At 46.1% G+C, this 16,437-nt stretch carries 19 protein-coding genes; 18 read left to right on the forward strand and 1 reads right to left on the reverse strand.

Annotated elements, in window-relative coordinates:
* Positions 1-43 precede the first annotated feature (43 nt).
* From BLW29_RS14750 to BLW29_RS14775, 5 genes are all read left to right on the forward strand, one after another.
* Positions 44-547: an NUDIX hydrolase gene (locus BLW29_RS14750; protein WP_090980788.1), complete on the forward strand. Its 504-nt coding sequence runs from the start codon at positions 44-46 to the stop codon at positions 545-547.
* A gap of 21 nt (positions 548-568) precedes the next feature.
* On the forward strand, positions 569-994 hold the full coding sequence (gene fabZ, locus BLW29_RS14755; RefSeq protein WP_090980789.1) for a 3-hydroxyacyl-ACP dehydratase FabZ: 426 nt from the start codon (positions 569-571) through the stop codon (positions 992-994).
* A gap of 458 nt (positions 995-1,452) precedes the next feature.
* Positions 1,453-2,295: a DNA-primase RepB domain-containing protein gene (locus tag BLW29_RS14765; protein ID WP_090980793.1), complete on the forward strand. Its 843-nt coding sequence runs from the start codon at positions 1,453-1,455 to the stop codon at positions 2,293-2,295.
* A gap of 125 nt (positions 2,296-2,420) precedes the next feature.
* Positions 2,421-2,828: a hypothetical protein gene (locus BLW29_RS14770; RefSeq protein WP_090980795.1), complete on the forward strand. Its 408-nt coding sequence runs from the start codon at positions 2,421-2,423 to the stop codon at positions 2,826-2,828.
* A 13-nt stretch (positions 2,829-2,841) separates the two neighbouring features.
* Positions 2,842-3,372: a hypothetical protein gene (locus BLW29_RS14775; RefSeq protein ID WP_090980797.1), complete on the forward strand. Its 531-nt coding sequence runs from the start codon at positions 2,842-2,844 to the stop codon at positions 3,370-3,372.
* A gap of 75 nt (positions 3,373-3,447) precedes the next feature.
* Here BLW29_RS14775 and BLW29_RS14780 read toward each other — a convergent pair whose 3' ends face one another.
* On the reverse strand, positions 3,448-4,458 hold the full coding sequence (locus tag BLW29_RS14780; protein ID WP_177186638.1) for a LacI family DNA-binding transcriptional regulator: 1,011 nt from the start codon (positions 4,456-4,458) through the stop codon (positions 3,448-3,450).
* Between the two features lie 340 nt (positions 4,459-4,798).
* Here BLW29_RS14780 and BLW29_RS14785 point away from each other — a divergent pair, with 340 nt between their 5' ends.
* From BLW29_RS14785 to BLW29_RS14850, 13 genes are all read left to right on the forward strand, one after another.
* Positions 4,799-5,866: a glycoside hydrolase family 130 protein gene (locus BLW29_RS14785; protein ID WP_256208626.1), complete on the forward strand. Its 1,068-nt coding sequence runs from the start codon at positions 4,799-4,801 to the stop codon at positions 5,864-5,866.
* A gap of 35 nt (positions 5,867-5,901) precedes the next feature.
* Positions 5,902-6,885, forward strand: coding sequence for an ABC transporter permease (locus BLW29_RS14790; protein ID WP_090980801.1), 984 nt, complete (start codon positions 5,902-5,904; stop codon positions 6,883-6,885).
* A gap of 27 nt (positions 6,886-6,912) precedes the next feature.
* On the forward strand, positions 6,913-7,806 hold the full coding sequence (locus BLW29_RS14795) for a carbohydrate ABC transporter permease (protein ID WP_090980804.1): 894 nt from the start codon (positions 6,913-6,915) through the stop codon (positions 7,804-7,806).
* A 97-nt stretch (positions 7,807-7,903) separates the two neighbouring features.
* Positions 7,904-9,628 (forward strand): ABC transporter substrate-binding protein, encoded by a 1,725-nt coding sequence (locus BLW29_RS14800; protein WP_090980805.1) that lies wholly within the window; start codon positions 7,904-7,906, stop codon positions 9,626-9,628.
* A 103-nt stretch (positions 9,629-9,731) separates the two neighbouring features.
* Positions 9,732-10,520, forward strand: a complete 789-nt coding sequence (locus BLW29_RS14805) for a phytanoyl-CoA dioxygenase family protein (RefSeq protein WP_090980807.1) — start codon at positions 9,732-9,734, stop codon at positions 10,518-10,520.
* 34 nt (positions 10,521-10,554) lie between these two features.
* Positions 10,555-11,511 carry a DUF1861 family protein gene (locus tag BLW29_RS14810; RefSeq protein WP_090980809.1) on the forward strand — a complete coding sequence of 319 codons (957 nt, stop codon included), beginning with the start codon at positions 10,555-10,557 and terminating at the stop codon, positions 11,509-11,511.
* Positions 11,512-11,699: 188 nt separating this feature from the next.
* A complete protein-coding gene (locus tag BLW29_RS14815; RefSeq protein WP_090980811.1) occupies positions 11,700-11,972 on the forward strand; it encodes a hypothetical protein in 273 nt (90 codons plus the stop codon).
* Between the two features lie 337 nt (positions 11,973-12,309).
* Complete coding sequence (locus BLW29_RS14820) at positions 12,310-12,606, forward strand: hypothetical protein (RefSeq protein ID WP_090980813.1); 297 nt, start codon at positions 12,310-12,312, stop codon at positions 12,604-12,606.
* Positions 12,607-12,711: 105 nt separating this feature from the next.
* Positions 12,712-13,392: a serine/threonine protein kinase gene (locus tag BLW29_RS14825; RefSeq protein ID WP_090980815.1), complete on the forward strand. Its 681-nt coding sequence runs from the start codon at positions 12,712-12,714 to the stop codon at positions 13,390-13,392.
* A gap of 442 nt (positions 13,393-13,834) precedes the next feature.
* Positions 13,835-14,650: a hypothetical protein gene (locus BLW29_RS14830; protein ID WP_090980817.1), complete on the forward strand. Its 816-nt coding sequence runs from the start codon at positions 13,835-13,837 to the stop codon at positions 14,648-14,650.
* Positions 14,647-15,204, forward strand: a complete 558-nt coding sequence (locus BLW29_RS14835; RefSeq protein ID WP_090980819.1) for a hypothetical protein — start codon at positions 14,647-14,649, stop codon at positions 15,202-15,204. Before BLW29_RS14830 ends, BLW29_RS14835 begins: the two co-directional genes overlap by 4 nt.
* Positions 15,205-15,500: 296 nt before the next feature.
* Complete coding sequence (locus BLW29_RS14845) at positions 15,501-15,854, forward strand: nuclear transport factor 2 family protein (RefSeq protein ID WP_090980823.1); 354 nt, start codon at positions 15,501-15,503, stop codon at positions 15,852-15,854.
* A 47-nt stretch (positions 15,855-15,901) separates the two neighbouring features.
* Complete coding sequence (locus tag BLW29_RS14850) at positions 15,902-16,381, forward strand: GNAT family N-acetyltransferase (RefSeq protein ID WP_090980826.1); 480 nt, start codon at positions 15,902-15,904, stop codon at positions 16,379-16,381.
* Positions 16,382-16,437: the final 56 nt, after the last annotated feature.

Consider the following 16,437-nt stretch of genomic DNA (forward strand, 5'->3'; position numbering starts at 1 on the left):
GAAAATGTAAGTTATGATGAAAAGAAGGGTGTTGTGATATCGAATGTTTTTAGTTAATTCTCGTGCAATCATTGAACGAACTCATAATGGAATAATCGAAATCGTAGTTCAGACAAGGAATAAGCCTGATGGTCCTGAGCGGATAGAGCTTCCAGGTGGAAGAATTGAGCAATATGAATCATTCGTAAAAGCACTAATAAGAGAAGTAAAGGAAGAGACGGGATTGGATGTAGTAGAAATTGAAGGTGAGGATACAAGGATTGATACCATTGGTATTGACCCAAGCTTTGAAGTGGAATGTATACAACCTTTCGGGGCATATCAGACCATAAAAGGGCCCTTTGATTCTGTAGGTGTGTACTTCCGTTGTAAAGCACAAGGGAACTTATTAATATCAGGTGATGAAACGAAAAACCCAAAATGGATTACGGTAGATGAATTGAACCAATTAATGAATGATGACCCTCTACAATTCTCTGATGTTGACCGAGCAGGGATATTGTTTTACTTGAAATACTTGAAAAGGGAATACCATTTACTGAAGTAAATCAGCAGGAGGAGGAAATCCATGCTTGATATTGAACGAATTAAAAAGCTCATTCCTCATCGATATCCGTTTCTATTGGTTGATAGAATCTTAGAGATAGATGAGGGCAAGAAAGCGGTTGGAATTAAAAATGTGACAATCAACGAACCTTATTTCCTTGGTCATTTTCCCGACTATCCCGTTATGCCTGGGGTCTTGATTGTCGAAGCATTGGCGCAGGTCGGCGGTATCGTGATGTCCAAAGGAGAAAGCAGTCAAACAATCGGCTTATTGACCGGTATTGATAATTGTCGATTCGGACAGCAAGTAAAACCGGGGGACCAACTCCTCCTTACGTTTGATGTAACTCGAATTAAAGGCCAGATCGTCAAAGGAAAAGGCGTTGCCATGGTTAACAATGAAATGGTTTGTGAGGCTGAAATCATGTTTGCATTCAGTTCGATTTAGGTTAATTCAACATCTATTGCTCGATATTGAGGTGAAATGATGAAGAAGGTAATGGCAGTTAGTGCGCTAACCCTTGTAATTATCCTTGCGGCCTCATTAATGTATGATTACTTCACAATTTCCAAAAAGGAAGCAAGGCAAATCGCCGAACGATATGTTGCTAGCCAATCGTTTAAATGGAATGTAGGGTCGATTAGTCGAGATAGGCAATCTTGGGTGGTTTACCTATCTCCTGTAGAGTCGGTAAACGAAATTACATGGCTGATTATCAATAATCGTTCCGGATCCATTCAAAAAATCACTCAGCCCATGAAGTAAGACGTAGGTAGACTATTCATGAATGCAGCAAAGCATGATGAGTGACCACACGAATGGAATATTGGCAGAATATGATTGTGTAAAGGCGGATGCAGCGTGTGATCGTGTGATGTCAGCCTAAAATAGAGGGAAGTGATGGTGTGGAAAGTTTGAACCTGCATGCAAGCCGCATGCGGTCGCGTTCCCGTCAATTCCGGCATTTTATCAAGAAGCTCGGCTGCAAAAGAGGGCAAACCTTACATTTTACGCTCGTCCACGATACGATGGCCCGCAAGCCAACTCTCCCCACCTCGCAAAGCAAGACGAGGGCGATGACGCTGCATAAGCCATTGAATCAGCTGGAGAGCCGGCTGTCCCGGATTACGCTGCTGACTCCAGCGAAGCGTGAGGTTCCACTGCTTCGCAAAAATAAGGAAGGTTATGCGGTGTTCATGACCGTGAATTATCGGGAGGAGGCCCGGGGCCGGTTCAAGGGGGTTCGCGCTCACTTCATCGACGTGGACCTCAACAAGATCTCCGAATTGCTGGATACGAGAGAAGAAGCGGAGCGGCGCATGCAGGAGCTGAAAGCGGACCGGTTGGAACAGATCCAATCCATCAGCGTGACACCTACCAAGCAAGGGCTTTATCAACTGCTCGCGCAGCGAGGCAAGCGAAGAGTGCGGCAGCTCAAACAGAAGTTTCTTGCCAAGCACCGAAAGCTCATTCGTGGTGCAATGATCGTCGAAACCAAAAACGGCTACCACATTTACTGGACAATTCGTAAAGGCTCGATCGGCTGGTTTGTTCCCATTCAGCGAGCGCTGGCCCGTAAGTTCAACTCCGATCCCAAAATCACAGACCTCGCTCGCGTCATGCGCGTTCCCGGTTTCTACCACCGGAAGAACCCGGCTAGCCCTTACCTCGTTTGCGTAAAGAGCTGGGGGAGAAAACAACCTTTCACGCAGGCCGAGCTCATTCGCAGCTTAGCATTAACCTTATGAATATTCGAAGGCATCCGATCTGATCGGATGCCTTTATTCATTTGGCAAATAAGTGCAACTTTAATGGCCGTATTTCGTTTTAACCTAAGTGGAAAAGTTTTCTTGATTTAAGGGAGGATTACCGTATGAGTAATTACGCAAGAAATCTTTACTCTGTTATTTGGTCTATTGGAGCTATTTTAATCATTTATTATTCAAGTACTTTACTTGAATTTGCTCAAGATTGGTCTTCAAAAACATTTAATATTCGGGGATATCATCTATGGATTCCAATCATAGTTTCGTTATTTTCTGGTATTTATCTGGCGTTGATGAAAGGAATACCAAAGCATGTACGTTTGGATAGCAGCAAGTTTGTTGTTTTCGCTATCAGTTTTGCTACTTTAGTCTATTTTGTTTTATCCTTCTATTTGGCCTTACCTTTAGGCCACACGTTTATCAGGATCATGAGTTTTAATGGTCAATTTTTTATCGGTTTAATAAGTGGATATTCAATGATGCTAAGTCTTTTTAAAGTTAAAGACGTGAATTAGGAGGAGGCTGTTAATGGATTACATTAGGGACTACGCGATGTATGCATCGGTATTTGGCATGTTTAGTTTTGCGTGGTTTGGCTGGGCACAAGAGAATCCCAGAGCTGGCTGGCGGATATATCTGGGCATTGCATCGGGAATTGCGTTAATCGTGTGCTTAACAGGAGTCTATCTGAGCGTTAGGAACTGGGATGCGCCGTCCGCTTTGAATGAGGTGTCCGCCTTCCGTAACTATTTGATTTCGTTTTATGGCGAATTTGTTCTGGCTGGTGTAGGCGCATATGTATTGATCCGATCGAAGCGCAAGGCTTATGTCGCTCCATGGATCGCTTTTATCGTAGGCATTCATTTTATTAGCTTGAAAAACGTCTTTGATGATCCCAGCTTATGGCTGCTGGCAGCGCTTATGGTTATCGTCTCGATTGTAGCCGTTATTGTTGCGCCTAGGCTCCAAGTGGCAAACAGCGCGATCACGGGTATCGGGGCCGGCACGGTGTTATTCGCTTTTGCTCTATTAGGTCTAATCCGATTTATAGCCGTGTAGCAATAAATGCATGAAACGATGGAAGGCTGCCGAGCAACAATTGCTCAGGCAGCCTTCCTTTGTTATTACGCGCGGTTACATCCGCTTAATTGAATCTCGCTCGATTAATGTGCTTTGCAAATACGTCGTCTTGCTCTGCGCGCTGTCATGCTTGATACGCCACAACATGCGGTGAACGGCTTCGGTCGCAAAATCATGTTTGCTGATATTCATCGAAGTCAGCGCAGGAGTAACACTCTGGCTCAGGTCCGTGTTGTCGAAGCTGATGAGTGATACGTCGTCAGGTACGGAAATACCTTCCTTTTGAAGCTTCAGCAGCAATTTATAGGCAGCCATGTCACAGTGACATACGAATGCGGTCGGGAGCTCAGCCGGGAGCTGAAAGTCCATGACATAGGAGTTGTTAATATCATTATTCACGATTCTCCAGCTCGGATTAATCTCAAGCTGGTGATAGGTAAGCGCTTTAATATAACCACAGTAGCGGTCCATCACGCTGGTTGTGAATTGAGGATTGCCAACGAAGCCAATCCGCGTGTGTCCGTTCTGGATCAGGTAATTCGTTACGGTATAACCGGCTTGATAGTTATCGGCCAGAATGCAGTCCAGCGTCATACCCGCCTTGTAGAAATCAATGACTACAATGGGAAATGGGCAGTCCAGCAGCACCTTCATGTAGTCTGCTGCTACCTCTCCTGCAACGAACAAGCCGTCCAGCTCGCCCTGGTCCTGAATGAGGGAGAGCGGAAGTGAGCCGTTCTGCTCCTGCTCGGGATCCAGAACATATAAGGATAGGCTAATATCCTTCCTGGCACATTCCTGATTGGTATAATAATAGATCTTCGTATAGAAGTTATCCGATTCCAGAAAGAATCGTTTGGGGACAATGAGTCCAAGTTTGGAGACGGCAGTAGAAGGTTTGACGTTCCCCTTCTTAATATATCCGAGCTCACGGGCAGATTGAACGATACGTTTCTTTAACTCATCGCTGACACCCGGCTGGTTATTCAGAGCTTTAGATACGCTCACTTTCGTAATGCCGAGCTGCGCGGCAATGGTATCTAGCGTAACTTTACCCACCTGCATGCGAATTTCCCCTAATAATGTCATTTTGACTGCTAATTAAATACTATAAAAAGTTACTTAACAAGTCAATTGTAAAGTTATAAGTTTCCAGGTATCTTTTCTGTGTTTTGGCATAAAGTTACGATAAAGTGGGTTTTGAAGGCCGTTAAACTTCACAAAAACCCGCGTGTTTACTGGGTTTAATCGCTGTTTCCAACGATTTACTATTTAAACCACCTCTAGAAAAATAACTTAATTTTAACCGTTGACAGGAAATAATAACCTAATTTATAATCGCTTACATAAGGTAATAAATCCCCCCCTGAAGCAAACGAGAAGTAATGGACAGGAGAGAGTGCCCTTGACGAAACCGAGGCGATCACCGAGTAACCCTATTATTCAACCTCAAAATGTTAACGCTTCCAATTCGGATATGGAGGTCATCGGGGTATTCAATGCAGGAGTTACCCGCTATCAAGATGAAACGATCCTGCTGCTCCGTGTTGCTGAACGTCCGATTAACGATAATCCTGAGGTTTACGTAGTACCCCTGTATCGTCCTTCCGAAGACCGTATCGAGCTGCATACGCTTGAACGCAAGCCGGAATACGACTTCTCCGATGTAAGAGTTATCCGCACACCAGAACGAAATTATCTAACGTCTATCTCTCATTTAAGACTGGCGAGGAGCACAGACGGCATTCAGTTCACAATCGATCCTGAACCAACCCTTCTACCTAGCAATCCATATGAAAGTTATGGCATCGAGGACCCCCGCATTACTTTAATAGAAGACATCTATTACATAACCTACTCTGCAATCTCTGAATACGGCATCTGCACATCCATGATCACAACCGAAGACTTCATTACCTTTACGAGACAAGGGAACATTTTTCACCCCGATAACAAAGACGTTGCGATCTTCCCGGCCTCGATCGGAGGCAGCTACTATGCGCTTCACCGTCCATCTTGCTCCCACTACGGACAACCGGAGATGTGGATTGCAGAATCCAGCGATCTCAAGCAATGGGGCAACCATCGACACCTTATCGGCGTAAGGCCAGGCTTCTGGGACGATGGCCGAATTGGAGCCAGCGCGGTCCCGTTCGAGATCGAAGAGGGGTGGCTCGAAATCTATCACGGTGCGGACAAGTCCAATCGCTACTGCATCGGGGCGCTGCTGCTGGATAAGCAGGAGCCATGGAAAGTCATTGCACGAAGTGTGGAGCCGATTATGGAGCCGGAGACGGACTATGAGCTAGAGGGATTTTTCGGGAATGTCATCTTCCCTTGCGGTGCTCTGCATGAGGATGGTCTCGTGAAGATCTACTACGGGGCAAGCGATACCTCGATCGGTTATGTAGAAATCGCAATAGAAGCAATTAAAGCCAACCTTGGGCTCAAGCAGCTGAATAATCAACTTTGAGTGTACACAAATGATAGACCAGAGGAGGAACAACCATGCCAGCTCCCATAACGCTTGAGCGGCAAACGCAGTCGAAGCCACCGACTGAGAGGAAGAAGAAAGACACGTTCTTACGAGAGATCATAAAGAACCGGTATCTGTACTTGCTCACTTTACCGGGTATTCTATTCCTCATTGTGTTCAACTACTTGCCCATGGCCGGACTGTACATGTCATTCGTGGATTACAATCCGATGGCAGGACTGTATGGACTGAAGAGTGAGTTCGTAGGGCTGATGAACTTCAAGTTCTTCTTTACCTCCAACGATTGGATAACGGTCACGATCAATACGATCTATCTGAACATCTTGTTCATCATTACCGGGCTAGCTGTCCAAATGTTCATGGCGATCGGTCTAAACGAGATCGGCAGCAAGACGGTGAAGAAGATCGCGCAATCCTTTATGTTTCTGCCGAACTTTATTTCATGGACAGTTATCTCAATCTTCTCGATTGCACTCTTCTCCACCGATGCAGGTGTCATTAATCATGTACTCGGTGTATTCGGACTAGAACCTATCAATTATTATCAGGATGCTTCCTGGTGGCCGTTCATTCTCGTCATGCTTCGTCTGTGGAAGGGCGTTGGATTCGGTACCGTCATCTATTTGGCAACGATTAGCGGTCTGGATCAAGAGATGTACGAAGCGGCTCGCATTGACGGAGCCAACCGGTTCCAATCCATTACTCGCATTACACTGCCAATGCTGAAGACCACAACGCTCATGCTGTTCATCTTGTCGATCGGCGGCATTTTCTACGGAGACTTCGGCATGATCTATGCACTTGTAGGCGATAATCCGGTACTGCGACCGACGACGGATGTTATTGATACGTACGTGTACCGCGCTCTTCGCATGAACAATGATATTGGCATGTCTTCGGCAGTCGGCCTGTTCCAAGCCGTCGTCGGCTTCATCCTCGTACTCTCCGCTAACGGCATCACACGCAAGCTATCGAAGGATTCGGCACTGTTCTAAGGTCCGGCCTTGAAAGGAGGAATCGCCATGCACCACAAGACGATGGGTGACCGGACGCTGCTAACCGTCTTCTACGTAACCATCATCGGATTCGCGCTCATCTGTATGCTGCCGCTGTGGATTGCGCTTGCCGCATCGTTCACCAATGAACTGGCGCTGATTCGCAATGGCTACAGCTTATGGATATCGCAGTTCGATCTGACCGCATACAAGCTGATCTTCACAGGAACGCAGAGTGTTTACCGCGCTTATTCCGTTACAATCATCACGACTATCGGCGGCGTTATACTGACGCTCTTCCTTACGAGCTCGCTGGCCTACCCGCTGACGGTCAGCACCTTGAAGTACCGGAATCGCATCACATTCTTCACTTATGTGACGATGGTATTTAACGGTGGTTTGGTCCCGACGTACATTCTAACGACTCGCATGCTGCATTTGCATAACAACATTTGGGTGCTAATTATCCCGGGTGCCTTGAACGGCTTCAACGTGTTTCTCATGAAGAATTACTTCGCATCTTTGCCGGAGGCATTGTCCGAGTCAGCGAAGATCGATGGGGCAAGTGATATCTATATCTACTTCAAGATTATCCTGCCTCTGTCGGCGCCAATTCTCGCAACCATCGGTTTATTCTCGGCCATGGGGTATTGGAACGAATGGTTCCGGGTTCTCCTCTTCATCGACGATCAGAAGTTGTTTACGCTTCAATACTTGATTATGCGGCTGCAGCAGCAGGCTGAGTTCCTGAACTCCTCGCTAAGCTCAGCGGCAAGGGCGGCGCTTGGCGGTGCAACGGTGCCGACCATCGGCATTCGAGTAGCGACGGCGATGGTATCGATTGGTCCGATTGTTTTGCTCTATCCGTTCCTTCAGAAGTATTTTATCAAGGGCTTAACGGTTGGAGCAGTCAAAGGCTAAGAGAAGCTTTACCAGATTCATAGAGCGTTCGTTCGGGCTATTACCGGGATGCCGGTTAGCATATAGCGTTCCAATCAGATCGAGAGGGGTACACAAAATGAGAAAAAAGTTGCATAAAAACGCGGCGCTACTTGTTGCAGCGACATTGTCTCTTTCAGCATTAGCAGGTTGTTCAGGGAATTCAGAGGAGAACGCCAATAAGGCGAACACCACAAACAAGGCTGCAGAGACCAATACTGCGGCAACCAACAACACTTCAAACGCAGCTGAAACAACAGAGAGCACGGCTCCTGAAGAAGTGACGCTTGAGTTCTATATGCCTTCTCCAACTGCGAACGTCAACGATCTGGAAGCTGTGCTCGACAAGTTCTACGAAGAAACGAAAGATACGCTCAATACGAAGATCCATTTCAACTTCACGACATTCGATGACATCGGCCAAAAGGTTTCCTTGAAGCTGGCAGCCGGCGAGCAAGTGGACAGCGTATTTACGGCGCAGTGGACGAATCCGAACATCAGCGCGATGATTTCGAAGGATCAACTGGTTAATCTGGACTCTTACTTCAATAATGATAAATACCCGGGTCTGAAGAAAGCATTCACACCGGAATATCTCAAGAACAACAGCTTCGCAGACAAAACAGGCAGCTCGCATGTATATGGCATTCCGTTTACGCATGCGTTCAGCGGCGGCGGTACAATCTACTATCGCCAGGATCTGGCTGATAAGTATGGGATCGGCGAAATCAAATCCATCACGGATTTGGAAAAGTTCTACGATGCCGTGCTTGCCAATGACAAAGGGATTGTGCCGTTCTCGATGAATGGCAATACGGATCTAGTCTCTGATTTGCTGCTCCAAATGACGAACCCGCTTACAGCAACGCATAATGCGATGGTGAATATGGGAGGAACGGGCGTAAGCATCGCGATTAAACCGGACGGGACGGCCTATGCAGCGAAGACAGTTGATGGCTACAGCGATCCGGAATTCTTGAAGCTGCTTCCTGCACCACTGAATACCATGGATCCAATGAAGGGTTTCAACATGGCTCGCGATTGGTATAAGAAAGGTTATCTGGAGAAGGATATCTTGGCACAGAAGGATCCGGATGGTCAATTCATGTCCGGCAAGGCAGCATCGATCCTTCGTACGCTTGATATTTACTCTTCGGAAAGCCAACAGCTGGAGACTTCGATTCCGGGTGCGAAGCTCGGTGCATACGTAATCACGCCAGGTCTTATGGATGGAACGGCCAAAGCAGTAGGAAGCGACTTCAAAGCGTGGAACTTCGCTGCTATCCCTGCTAACTCCAAAAATGTAGACCGCACACTCGCATTCTTTGACTGGTTGTTTGCTAAACCAGAGAATCATGACCTGTTCGAATTCGGTATTGCAGGCAAGCACTGGCAGGCGGAAGGGGATACGAAGTATTCCTACCCGGCAACAGTTGACGCAGCAACGAACTATAACTTCCCAGGCTTCACGTTGACTTGGAACCCAACGATGGTTCGCTATGACAGCAAGACGCCGGACAATATCGTAACGATGCTAAACAACTTGGGCGATACTAACTTCTTCCATAAGAGCCCGAATGCCGGCTTCAGCTTCGTGCCCGACAGCGTGAAGACAGAAGTTGCGAAGGTAAGCGAGGTTCGCACGCAGATGTATACCATTGGTCACGGCGTAGTGGATAATGCCGCAGGTAATCTAACTAAGATCCAGAAGGCTCTGGATAAAGCTGGGTACCAGAAGGTAGTCGCTGAAGTGGAGAAACAATTTAATGAGTTCTTGAAAACAAATCCATACGAAGGTCAATAACATACGCAAATCGCATGAAAAGGCGAATAGGCTCTCAGATTATTGGGAGCCTGTTTGTGATTATGGAAGGGAAGCTGGGAGCTTCCCGAAGGAGGAGATTGATATGCTGAATCCGATCGTCAAACCAGGTGAATTTACGGAGCTTGACCGATTTATGTTTGAGTCATGGGGGTATTTTGTCATTCCGAACGTCCTAAGTCCGGACGAGATCGCGGCATGTCTGGAAGCGTCGCAGCGTCTGCATGCCGATCAGCCGAAGAAGGTCTCCCATCAGGTCGGCGAAGGTTATGCAAGCGAACCTGCATTGGAGCGGCTGATCGATCATCCGGCAGCGATGCCCAAGGTGCGCGGTCTATACGGCTCCGATAACATCATTCTGCAATCCGCATGGTGCACCGTTCAGCCTGCCGGAGGTAAGCATGGCGGCTGGCATCAGGATGGATCGAGCGCATTCGACTTTAAGCTGATGGGGCATCCGATTCCGCTTCTTCAGTTAAGAGTCTCGTATTTGCTAACGGACCAAAGTGAGCCAGGCAAAGGAAACATGGAAATGATTCCGGGCAGTCATCGCAGCCGTGTGCCAATGCCGGATAGTGTCCGGAAGGGAACAGAGGAATGTCCTCTTCGGCATGTGGTCTGTGCACCTGCAGGTTCGGCATTGGTGTTTCATAACGCGGTTTGGCATCGTTCGCATGAGCATAATCACGACTATGACCGGTACACGATGCATTATATTTACAGTCCGCCTTGGATGCGGTATTCCGACCGATTCGAGAATGGCACCGCACTTATGGAGCGAACAACGCCTCTGCGTCGCGGCCTCCTAGGTGATTTCGCCAAACCGGATTCAACGTATGCCGGGGGTTACAAGACGCCTCCTTACGAGGAGTAGCAATTTGCTTTACAGATAGAGGAGGTACGTACGCATGTTAAGGTTACACAAACATACAGCGCCGCAGAGCTGCGCGGAATTGCTGGAGCAGTTCGAACGGCAGTCCAGCGCAGGTGTTCAACCGGGGGTGCGGATTCAATTTGTAGGCGTCGGACCTCGGGACGTCTACAATATTTCAGCGCCTTTCTTGGATAAAGGGGAACCCGTAATCGCGGGACGTGTAGAGAGCCGTGAAACCGAGCTGTCCCAAGTCGTCTTCTTCCATCAGTGTGGCGATTCGTGGGTTCCGCATCCTTCGTATGCGCCATACGAACTGCAGGATCCGTTCTTCACCCGTATTAAAGGGGAGCTGATTTTCGGCGGCGTGAAGCTGGTCATGGATCCGGCCGACCCGGATAAAATCATCTCGTGGGTAACGGAATTCTACCGAGGACAGGATATCGCAAGCTTGGCGCTGTTCTTGACGGGACCGAGTCATATGAAGGATGTGCGCCTTATCGAATTGGCGAGCGGTGAAATCGGCGTACTAACCAGACCGCAGGGGGAGAAGGGCGGCCGGGGCAAGATTGGTTTCTTTAAGTGCGCGAGTCTAGAGGAGATTTCAGCGAAACGAATTGAGGATGCACCTGTATTTCAAGATCAATTCTTAGAACTGGAGTGGGGCGGAGCGAATGAACCGCATCTGCTTTCCAATGGGCTGGTAGGCGTGCTGGGACATATTGCTTCCTTCGAAGGCGAGGACAGACATTATCAAGCGATGACGTTCGCCATTCATCCGGATACGTTCGAGAAAACACCGATGAAAATTATTGCAAGACGGTCCAGCTTTCCGAAGGGGGCAGCCAAACGGCCTGATCTGACGGATGTTATCTTTAGCGGTGGTATCGTAAGGAAAACGAATGGTCTTGCTGATCTATACGTGGGGGCGAGTGATGCTGAAGCTTATCGGATCGAGATCGGTGACCCTTTTCTGGAGTACGAACAGGTATAACTTGCTTGCGAAAACTTTAAAGGTGAAAGCTGAGAAGAACAGCACCTCGCATATATGCGAGGTGCTGTTCTCGTTACTAGGTGCCAAATTAATTTGGTCTCTGCAATTCTATGAAAATCCCAAACATCCTCCGGTGCACTTGAATAGAGTAATAGAGTAGTCAAGCTGTTGAGAGGGAGGAATGACGAATGGCTGTCAGCAAACAACAGATTTCAAAGTATTACGGCAAGAAAATCTATGTGGTCAAGAAGGACGGAACAGTAGTTACAGGAACACTGTCGTCAGTTCAAGGAAACCGTGTGATTCTTACACAGGAAAAAGGCAAAACAGTTAAAGTGAAATTTCTTCTTCCATTGTTACTGTTCGATTTACTCGCAATTGGCCTGTTCACAGGGTTTGGCGGTTACGGCGGTTATTATGACGGATATGGCGGATACGGTGGATACGATTATTTCTATTAATGTAGGAGTGGAAGCTCATCTTTCCGTAATTGCTGCGGAGAGGTGAGCTTTTCTTTTTAAGTAATAGTGCAGTAGGGGCTGCTCTTCCTACATAAGTGGCTTCTAACGGTTGCCAGCGGGCTTATTTGAGGATTTTCCGATAGAAATCAACGCTTTTCCCATGAATAACGATGCTCGCAACCGTTAGAATTTTAAGTGGGGGTCATTTCATAAAATAGCCACGCTGGCAACCGTTAAAGAATTCGAAGGTATCCCTCATATTTATAAAAATACCACATAATGGTTGTTTGGATAGTTGTTATATTGTATACTTCGCAAAAAGGGGAGGGGATCGGTAATGAAAGGGAATGTGAAGCATCTCATACTAATCTCTTTAATCGTTCTCGCAGTAACTAGTTGTGCATCAACTGAAGATTATCGCTTTAATGATAGAGATATAAAGATTAGTTTGATTAGTCAGGAGATTGGTGAAGAATACAGAGGTTATTCAATTGAAGTGAAGAACACAGGTAAGTTGGAGATTAGCGATCTACACTTTTATATGTATTATCCAATTATCACGATGAACGGCTATAAAGGGAATCCTTTTAAAATTGAGGGGAATACTACTAGTAGTAGACCCGTAAATCTTTAATCAGGAGACAAGATTACATTTCGATATTTGCACCGATCGCAAGAGGCTACTCCATTTGGAATGAGTGGGGGATATTTAAATATGAAGTAGAAGGAGTAGATCGTGATGGCTGCAGACTGGAGTCAAGTTGAGGAAGTATTGAGGGATATTGAGGTCGTGGGACATGATAATAACAAGCCTGTTTCCGTCATCGGTTTTGCCGAAGACTTGCGCTGCATTGGCATCGGAACGGATGCTGCGGTCTTTTATCACCTAAACACTCCCAATTACGCCTATAAAGTATATTCCGCTCAGTCCTTAGAGAAGAAAGAAGCGGAAGCCGAGATTTACAAACGTTTAGAAGGATCACCGTACTTCGCCCAATGTTACGGTGCAGGACCTAACTATTTGGTATTAAGTTTTGAACAAGGCCTTACCTTATATGATTGTCTTCTGCAAGGTGTAAGTGTTCCGGAGCAAGTAATCGAAGACGTTGAACATGCCAGAGAGTATGTCCGTAGTCTGGGGCTGAACCCGAGGGATATTCATCTGAAAAATGTTCTTCTGCATGAAGGTCGGGGCAAAGTGCTTGATGTATCGGAATATATCAAGGAAGGCAACGATAGTCGGTGGGAGCACTTGGTGTGGACCTATAAACATTTCTATCCCCTGATAAGTGAGGTACAAGTGCCGCTATGGATTCTGGAGACCATTACGAACTGGTATAACCGGATTGATACAGCAAGTTTCGGAATAGAAGACTTCTCTAAACGAGTGAGCCAGCTTTTCTTCGGGAAACGCAAGTAAGAGGAGACTGAACGGACGGTAAACGGAGCTCAATAAAATGTAATACGATTGACATGCTAACTTCATCTTGCTTTAATGAAGTCCGTCTATAATAAGTCTCAACCCCCTTTTAAAAATATACTTTAGACCCGCGGCCCGTTGCTGCGGGTCTCTTTTTGCGCTGTTAGTAGTAACGAATATCAAGATTGGATACTATTGCTCAATACACACCTATGAAGAAGCTGCCGGCACGATCGGTGGCTTCGTTTCGTTAATGGGTAATGTAGAGCAACTTTAGTCTATAACATGCGTAAAATTGGATAGAAGTGGTGGATTTATCATTTATAAGAAAGGGAGATTTGGCATACAGGGGAAAGATTAGAAGTTAGGTTTCGTTGAAACTGGAGAATTCGAGGAAAATGGAATTATTATTTTAAGTTATTTTGTTTAGCGAGGTATGATGATGAGAAAACATTGGATTTGGCTGCTTGCCTTGGCGGTCGCTGCTTCATGGGTAGGCAACGTATGGTTCTACGAGAGCCAAAAAGTAGATAAGCCGATTTTCTTGAAACATTATTATGAGATGCCTGAATCACTGCTCCAACATATGCGGCTCTATTATCTTACGAATAAGGATTCTTCACGTGAACCTTATCAGGTCGAGTTGGCTGATGGCATTATGCTTCATGTTGAGCATATCGAAACAAGAGATGAGAAGGGAAGATTGCAGCTGCGTGAAGCTGTTTTGTCGCCTTCGTCAATTGCGATCGGACAGCTTAAAGAACAGCTTACTGTCGATCAATTTCGTGTCTATTACAACGACGGATTTGAAGATACGGTAGAGATCGGTAAATTGATTATTCATCCTGATAAACAAGCCCTCCCGCTGGAATCCAATTTCACGAGGGGTTCCTCCGATGGTACCGGAGGAGACGGATACATAGCGCGCAGAGACATCGAAATCACAGCCGTTACGAATAGCTATGCCGATTTGCTCGGAAGCGGGTTTGAATTGATGCTAAATAACGGCAGCGTAAAGGCGAGCGATTTCAGCGCTTTTCCTATTCAACTTCGCAAAGGTGACTCCTTCTCGATGAGCTATCGCTTTCTGTTGTCAAAGGGAGATATACGCCAATTCGATGTTTTTCAACTTATGGTTGTTGCTGAAGAAAGGAATGGCAATCCTGCAGGTGTTATGTTCATCAACAAGCAGCCGGATTTATATGAGAAAGATCTATCTAAATACGTCCGTTTGAGAAAGGAGGAAGCATTGCTTTGAAGAACGCTTTTCTCCGTTTCTCTTGGGGTGTGGTAATCTTACTTATAGATTTTCGAATCGGTTGGCTCGACATTCTTCCTGACATTGTCGGGTATGCGCTGATGTGGAACGCTGTCATCGGCTTGGGTCAATATCGCAGCAATTATCTGAAAGCTCAGTGGCCTGCTGCTCTTCTCACGTTGTTCTCTGTTGCGGAAGTTCTGCCTTTCTTTGGCGAACCCGTTCACTCGTTTGACGTCTCTCCTCCGTGGTTGGCATATGGCAGCATGATGTTGTTTCTTCAATTGCTCTTGGTAAACTGGTTTCTTCTAGCACTATGCCAACACGCGATCGATACCGCAAATCACAACTTCGCTGTATCTGTTAACCGATGCCGTATGTTTGTTATCTTCGTTAATGTCGTATCATTGATTAGTTTCCCATTTAGTATCAACTGGTCGCAAACGACAGTCATGATGTGGTCTATCTTGATCCTAGGAATGGGTATTATATCAGAACTGGCTCTGATCTTCATATGCAGGCGCGCCGCTACAACGGTAGGTAAGTCTGATTAGAAGGTGGGCTTGATGAGTAAGGGGATGGCGAAGGAATAAATGCGGGATATTGAAAAGGGGAAACTGAATTTTATCATTTGCCGTGGTCTGTTGCTTGGCTTAATTAGTAATGTTCTCTTTATCATCTTACAGATCATTATAGGCAAGAGTTGGGATGATATCTGGAGTATATATTATCATATTCCGTTTATCTTCCTAGTGGCTATGTTGATTGGATTCATAACCGCATACCAGAGATGGACATACAGAAATAGTAGAGGTAGTTAGTGCCTTGAAGAGGATGGGAGGGATGAAGTATTAACCACGATTCCATTAAAAATGATTTATTGAGATTAGAAGAAAAACTATTAACACCTGAGGTTCGAACTTCAGAAATTGAACTTTCTAAGTTACTTGCAGATAACTTTTTTGAATTTGGGAGCTCAGGAAAGGTCTGGAGTAAACAAAGTGGCTTGGGTCCAAATGGAATTGGCACTGTGAGAATGAGTCTAAGTCATTTTCAAATTCATCCTTTAAATGAGGAAATAGTTTTAACCACTTACCAAATCTTCAATGAAGAGAAGATGCAGCACTCATTACGAAGTTCGATTTGGAAATACGAGAAGGCAAGTTGGCAGATGATTTTTCATCAGGGAACACCGATTCCTTAAGTATCGGACACCTAAACATATATAGATCATGAAGGGAGAAGGCATGTATGATTACTCTCAGACCAATCACATTAGAAAACCGGCGTGCCATATTTAACCTGGAAGTTTCGGAAGACCAACGCCGCTTCGTTGCATCTAATCTCTCGAGCGTGGCTTCGTGTTATGTCCTTGCAACCAATGGGGGACATCCATTTCCGTTTGCCATTTACGCGGAAGAACAGCCGGTCGGTTTTATTATGTTGACATATAGAATTACCGGATACGACGAGCTTCCGTCAATCGCAGAAGATAGCTATTGCATATTGCGATTAATGATTGACAAGCAATATCAGAACAGAGGTTATGGTCGGGAAGCCATGATAAAAATCTTAGAATTTACCCGCACCTTTCCGGCTGGGCCAGCACGTTACTGTTGGACTTGTTATGAAGCCGATAACGTAGTCGCCAAAAAGCTTTATGAGAGCTTCGGCTTCCGTGAGAGCGGTGAAATCAGCCACAACGAGCCAGTAACCGTATTACGACTCTGATTTGCGGCCACCACCTATGATAGAGGAAGCTTGAAATAGGCTTGTGAGTACACCCA

The sequence above is a fragment of the Paenibacillus sp. CF384 genome (assembly GCF_900106745.1).
Lineage (GTDB): Bacteria > Bacillota > Bacilli > Paenibacillales > Paenibacillaceae > Paenibacillus_Z.

What these genes read in the sequence shown, in the direction of transcription:
- BLW29_RS14750 (WP_090980788.1), top strand. Translation starts at nt 44, where the DNA reads ATGTTTTTAGTTAATTCTCGTGCAATCATTGAACGAACTCATAATGGA.
- fabZ (WP_090980789.1), top strand. Translation starts at nt 569, where the DNA reads ATGCTTGATATTGAACGAATTAAAAAGCTCATTCCTCATCGATATCCG.
- BLW29_RS14770 (WP_090980795.1), top strand. Translation starts at nt 2,421, where the DNA reads ATGAGTAATTACGCAAGAAATCTTTACTCTGTTATTTGGTCTATTGGA.
- BLW29_RS14775 (WP_090980797.1), top strand. Translation starts at nt 2,842, where the DNA reads ATGGATTACATTAGGGACTACGCGATGTATGCATCGGTATTTGGCATG.
- BLW29_RS14780 (WP_177186638.1), bottom strand. Translation starts at nt 4,458, where the DNA reads ATGCAGGTGGGTAAAGTTACGCTAGATACCATTGCCGCGCAGCTCGGC.
- BLW29_RS14790 (WP_090980801.1), top strand. Translation starts at nt 5,902, where the DNA reads ATGCCAGCTCCCATAACGCTTGAGCGGCAAACGCAGTCGAAGCCACCG.
- BLW29_RS14795 (WP_090980804.1), top strand. Translation starts at nt 6,913, where the DNA reads ATGCACCACAAGACGATGGGTGACCGGACGCTGCTAACCGTCTTCTAC.
- BLW29_RS14800 (WP_090980805.1), top strand. Translation starts at nt 7,904, where the DNA reads ATGAGAAAAAAGTTGCATAAAAACGCGGCGCTACTTGTTGCAGCGACA.
- BLW29_RS14805 (WP_090980807.1), top strand. Translation starts at nt 9,732, where the DNA reads ATGCTGAATCCGATCGTCAAACCAGGTGAATTTACGGAGCTTGACCGA.
- BLW29_RS14810 (WP_090980809.1), top strand. Translation starts at nt 10,555, where the DNA reads ATGTTAAGGTTACACAAACATACAGCGCCGCAGAGCTGCGCGGAATTG.
- BLW29_RS14815 (WP_090980811.1), top strand. Translation starts at nt 11,700, where the DNA reads ATGGCTGTCAGCAAACAACAGATTTCAAAGTATTACGGCAAGAAAATC.
- BLW29_RS14820 (WP_090980813.1), top strand. Translation starts at nt 12,310, where the DNA reads ATGAAAGGGAATGTGAAGCATCTCATACTAATCTCTTTAATCGTTCTC.
- BLW29_RS14825 (WP_090980815.1), top strand. Translation starts at nt 12,712, where the DNA reads ATGGCTGCAGACTGGAGTCAAGTTGAGGAAGTATTGAGGGATATTGAG.
- BLW29_RS14830 (WP_090980817.1), top strand. Translation starts at nt 13,835, where the DNA reads ATGAGAAAACATTGGATTTGGCTGCTTGCCTTGGCGGTCGCTGCTTCA.
- BLW29_RS14850 (WP_090980826.1), top strand. Translation starts at nt 15,902, where the DNA reads ATGATTACTCTCAGACCAATCACATTAGAAAACCGGCGTGCCATATTT.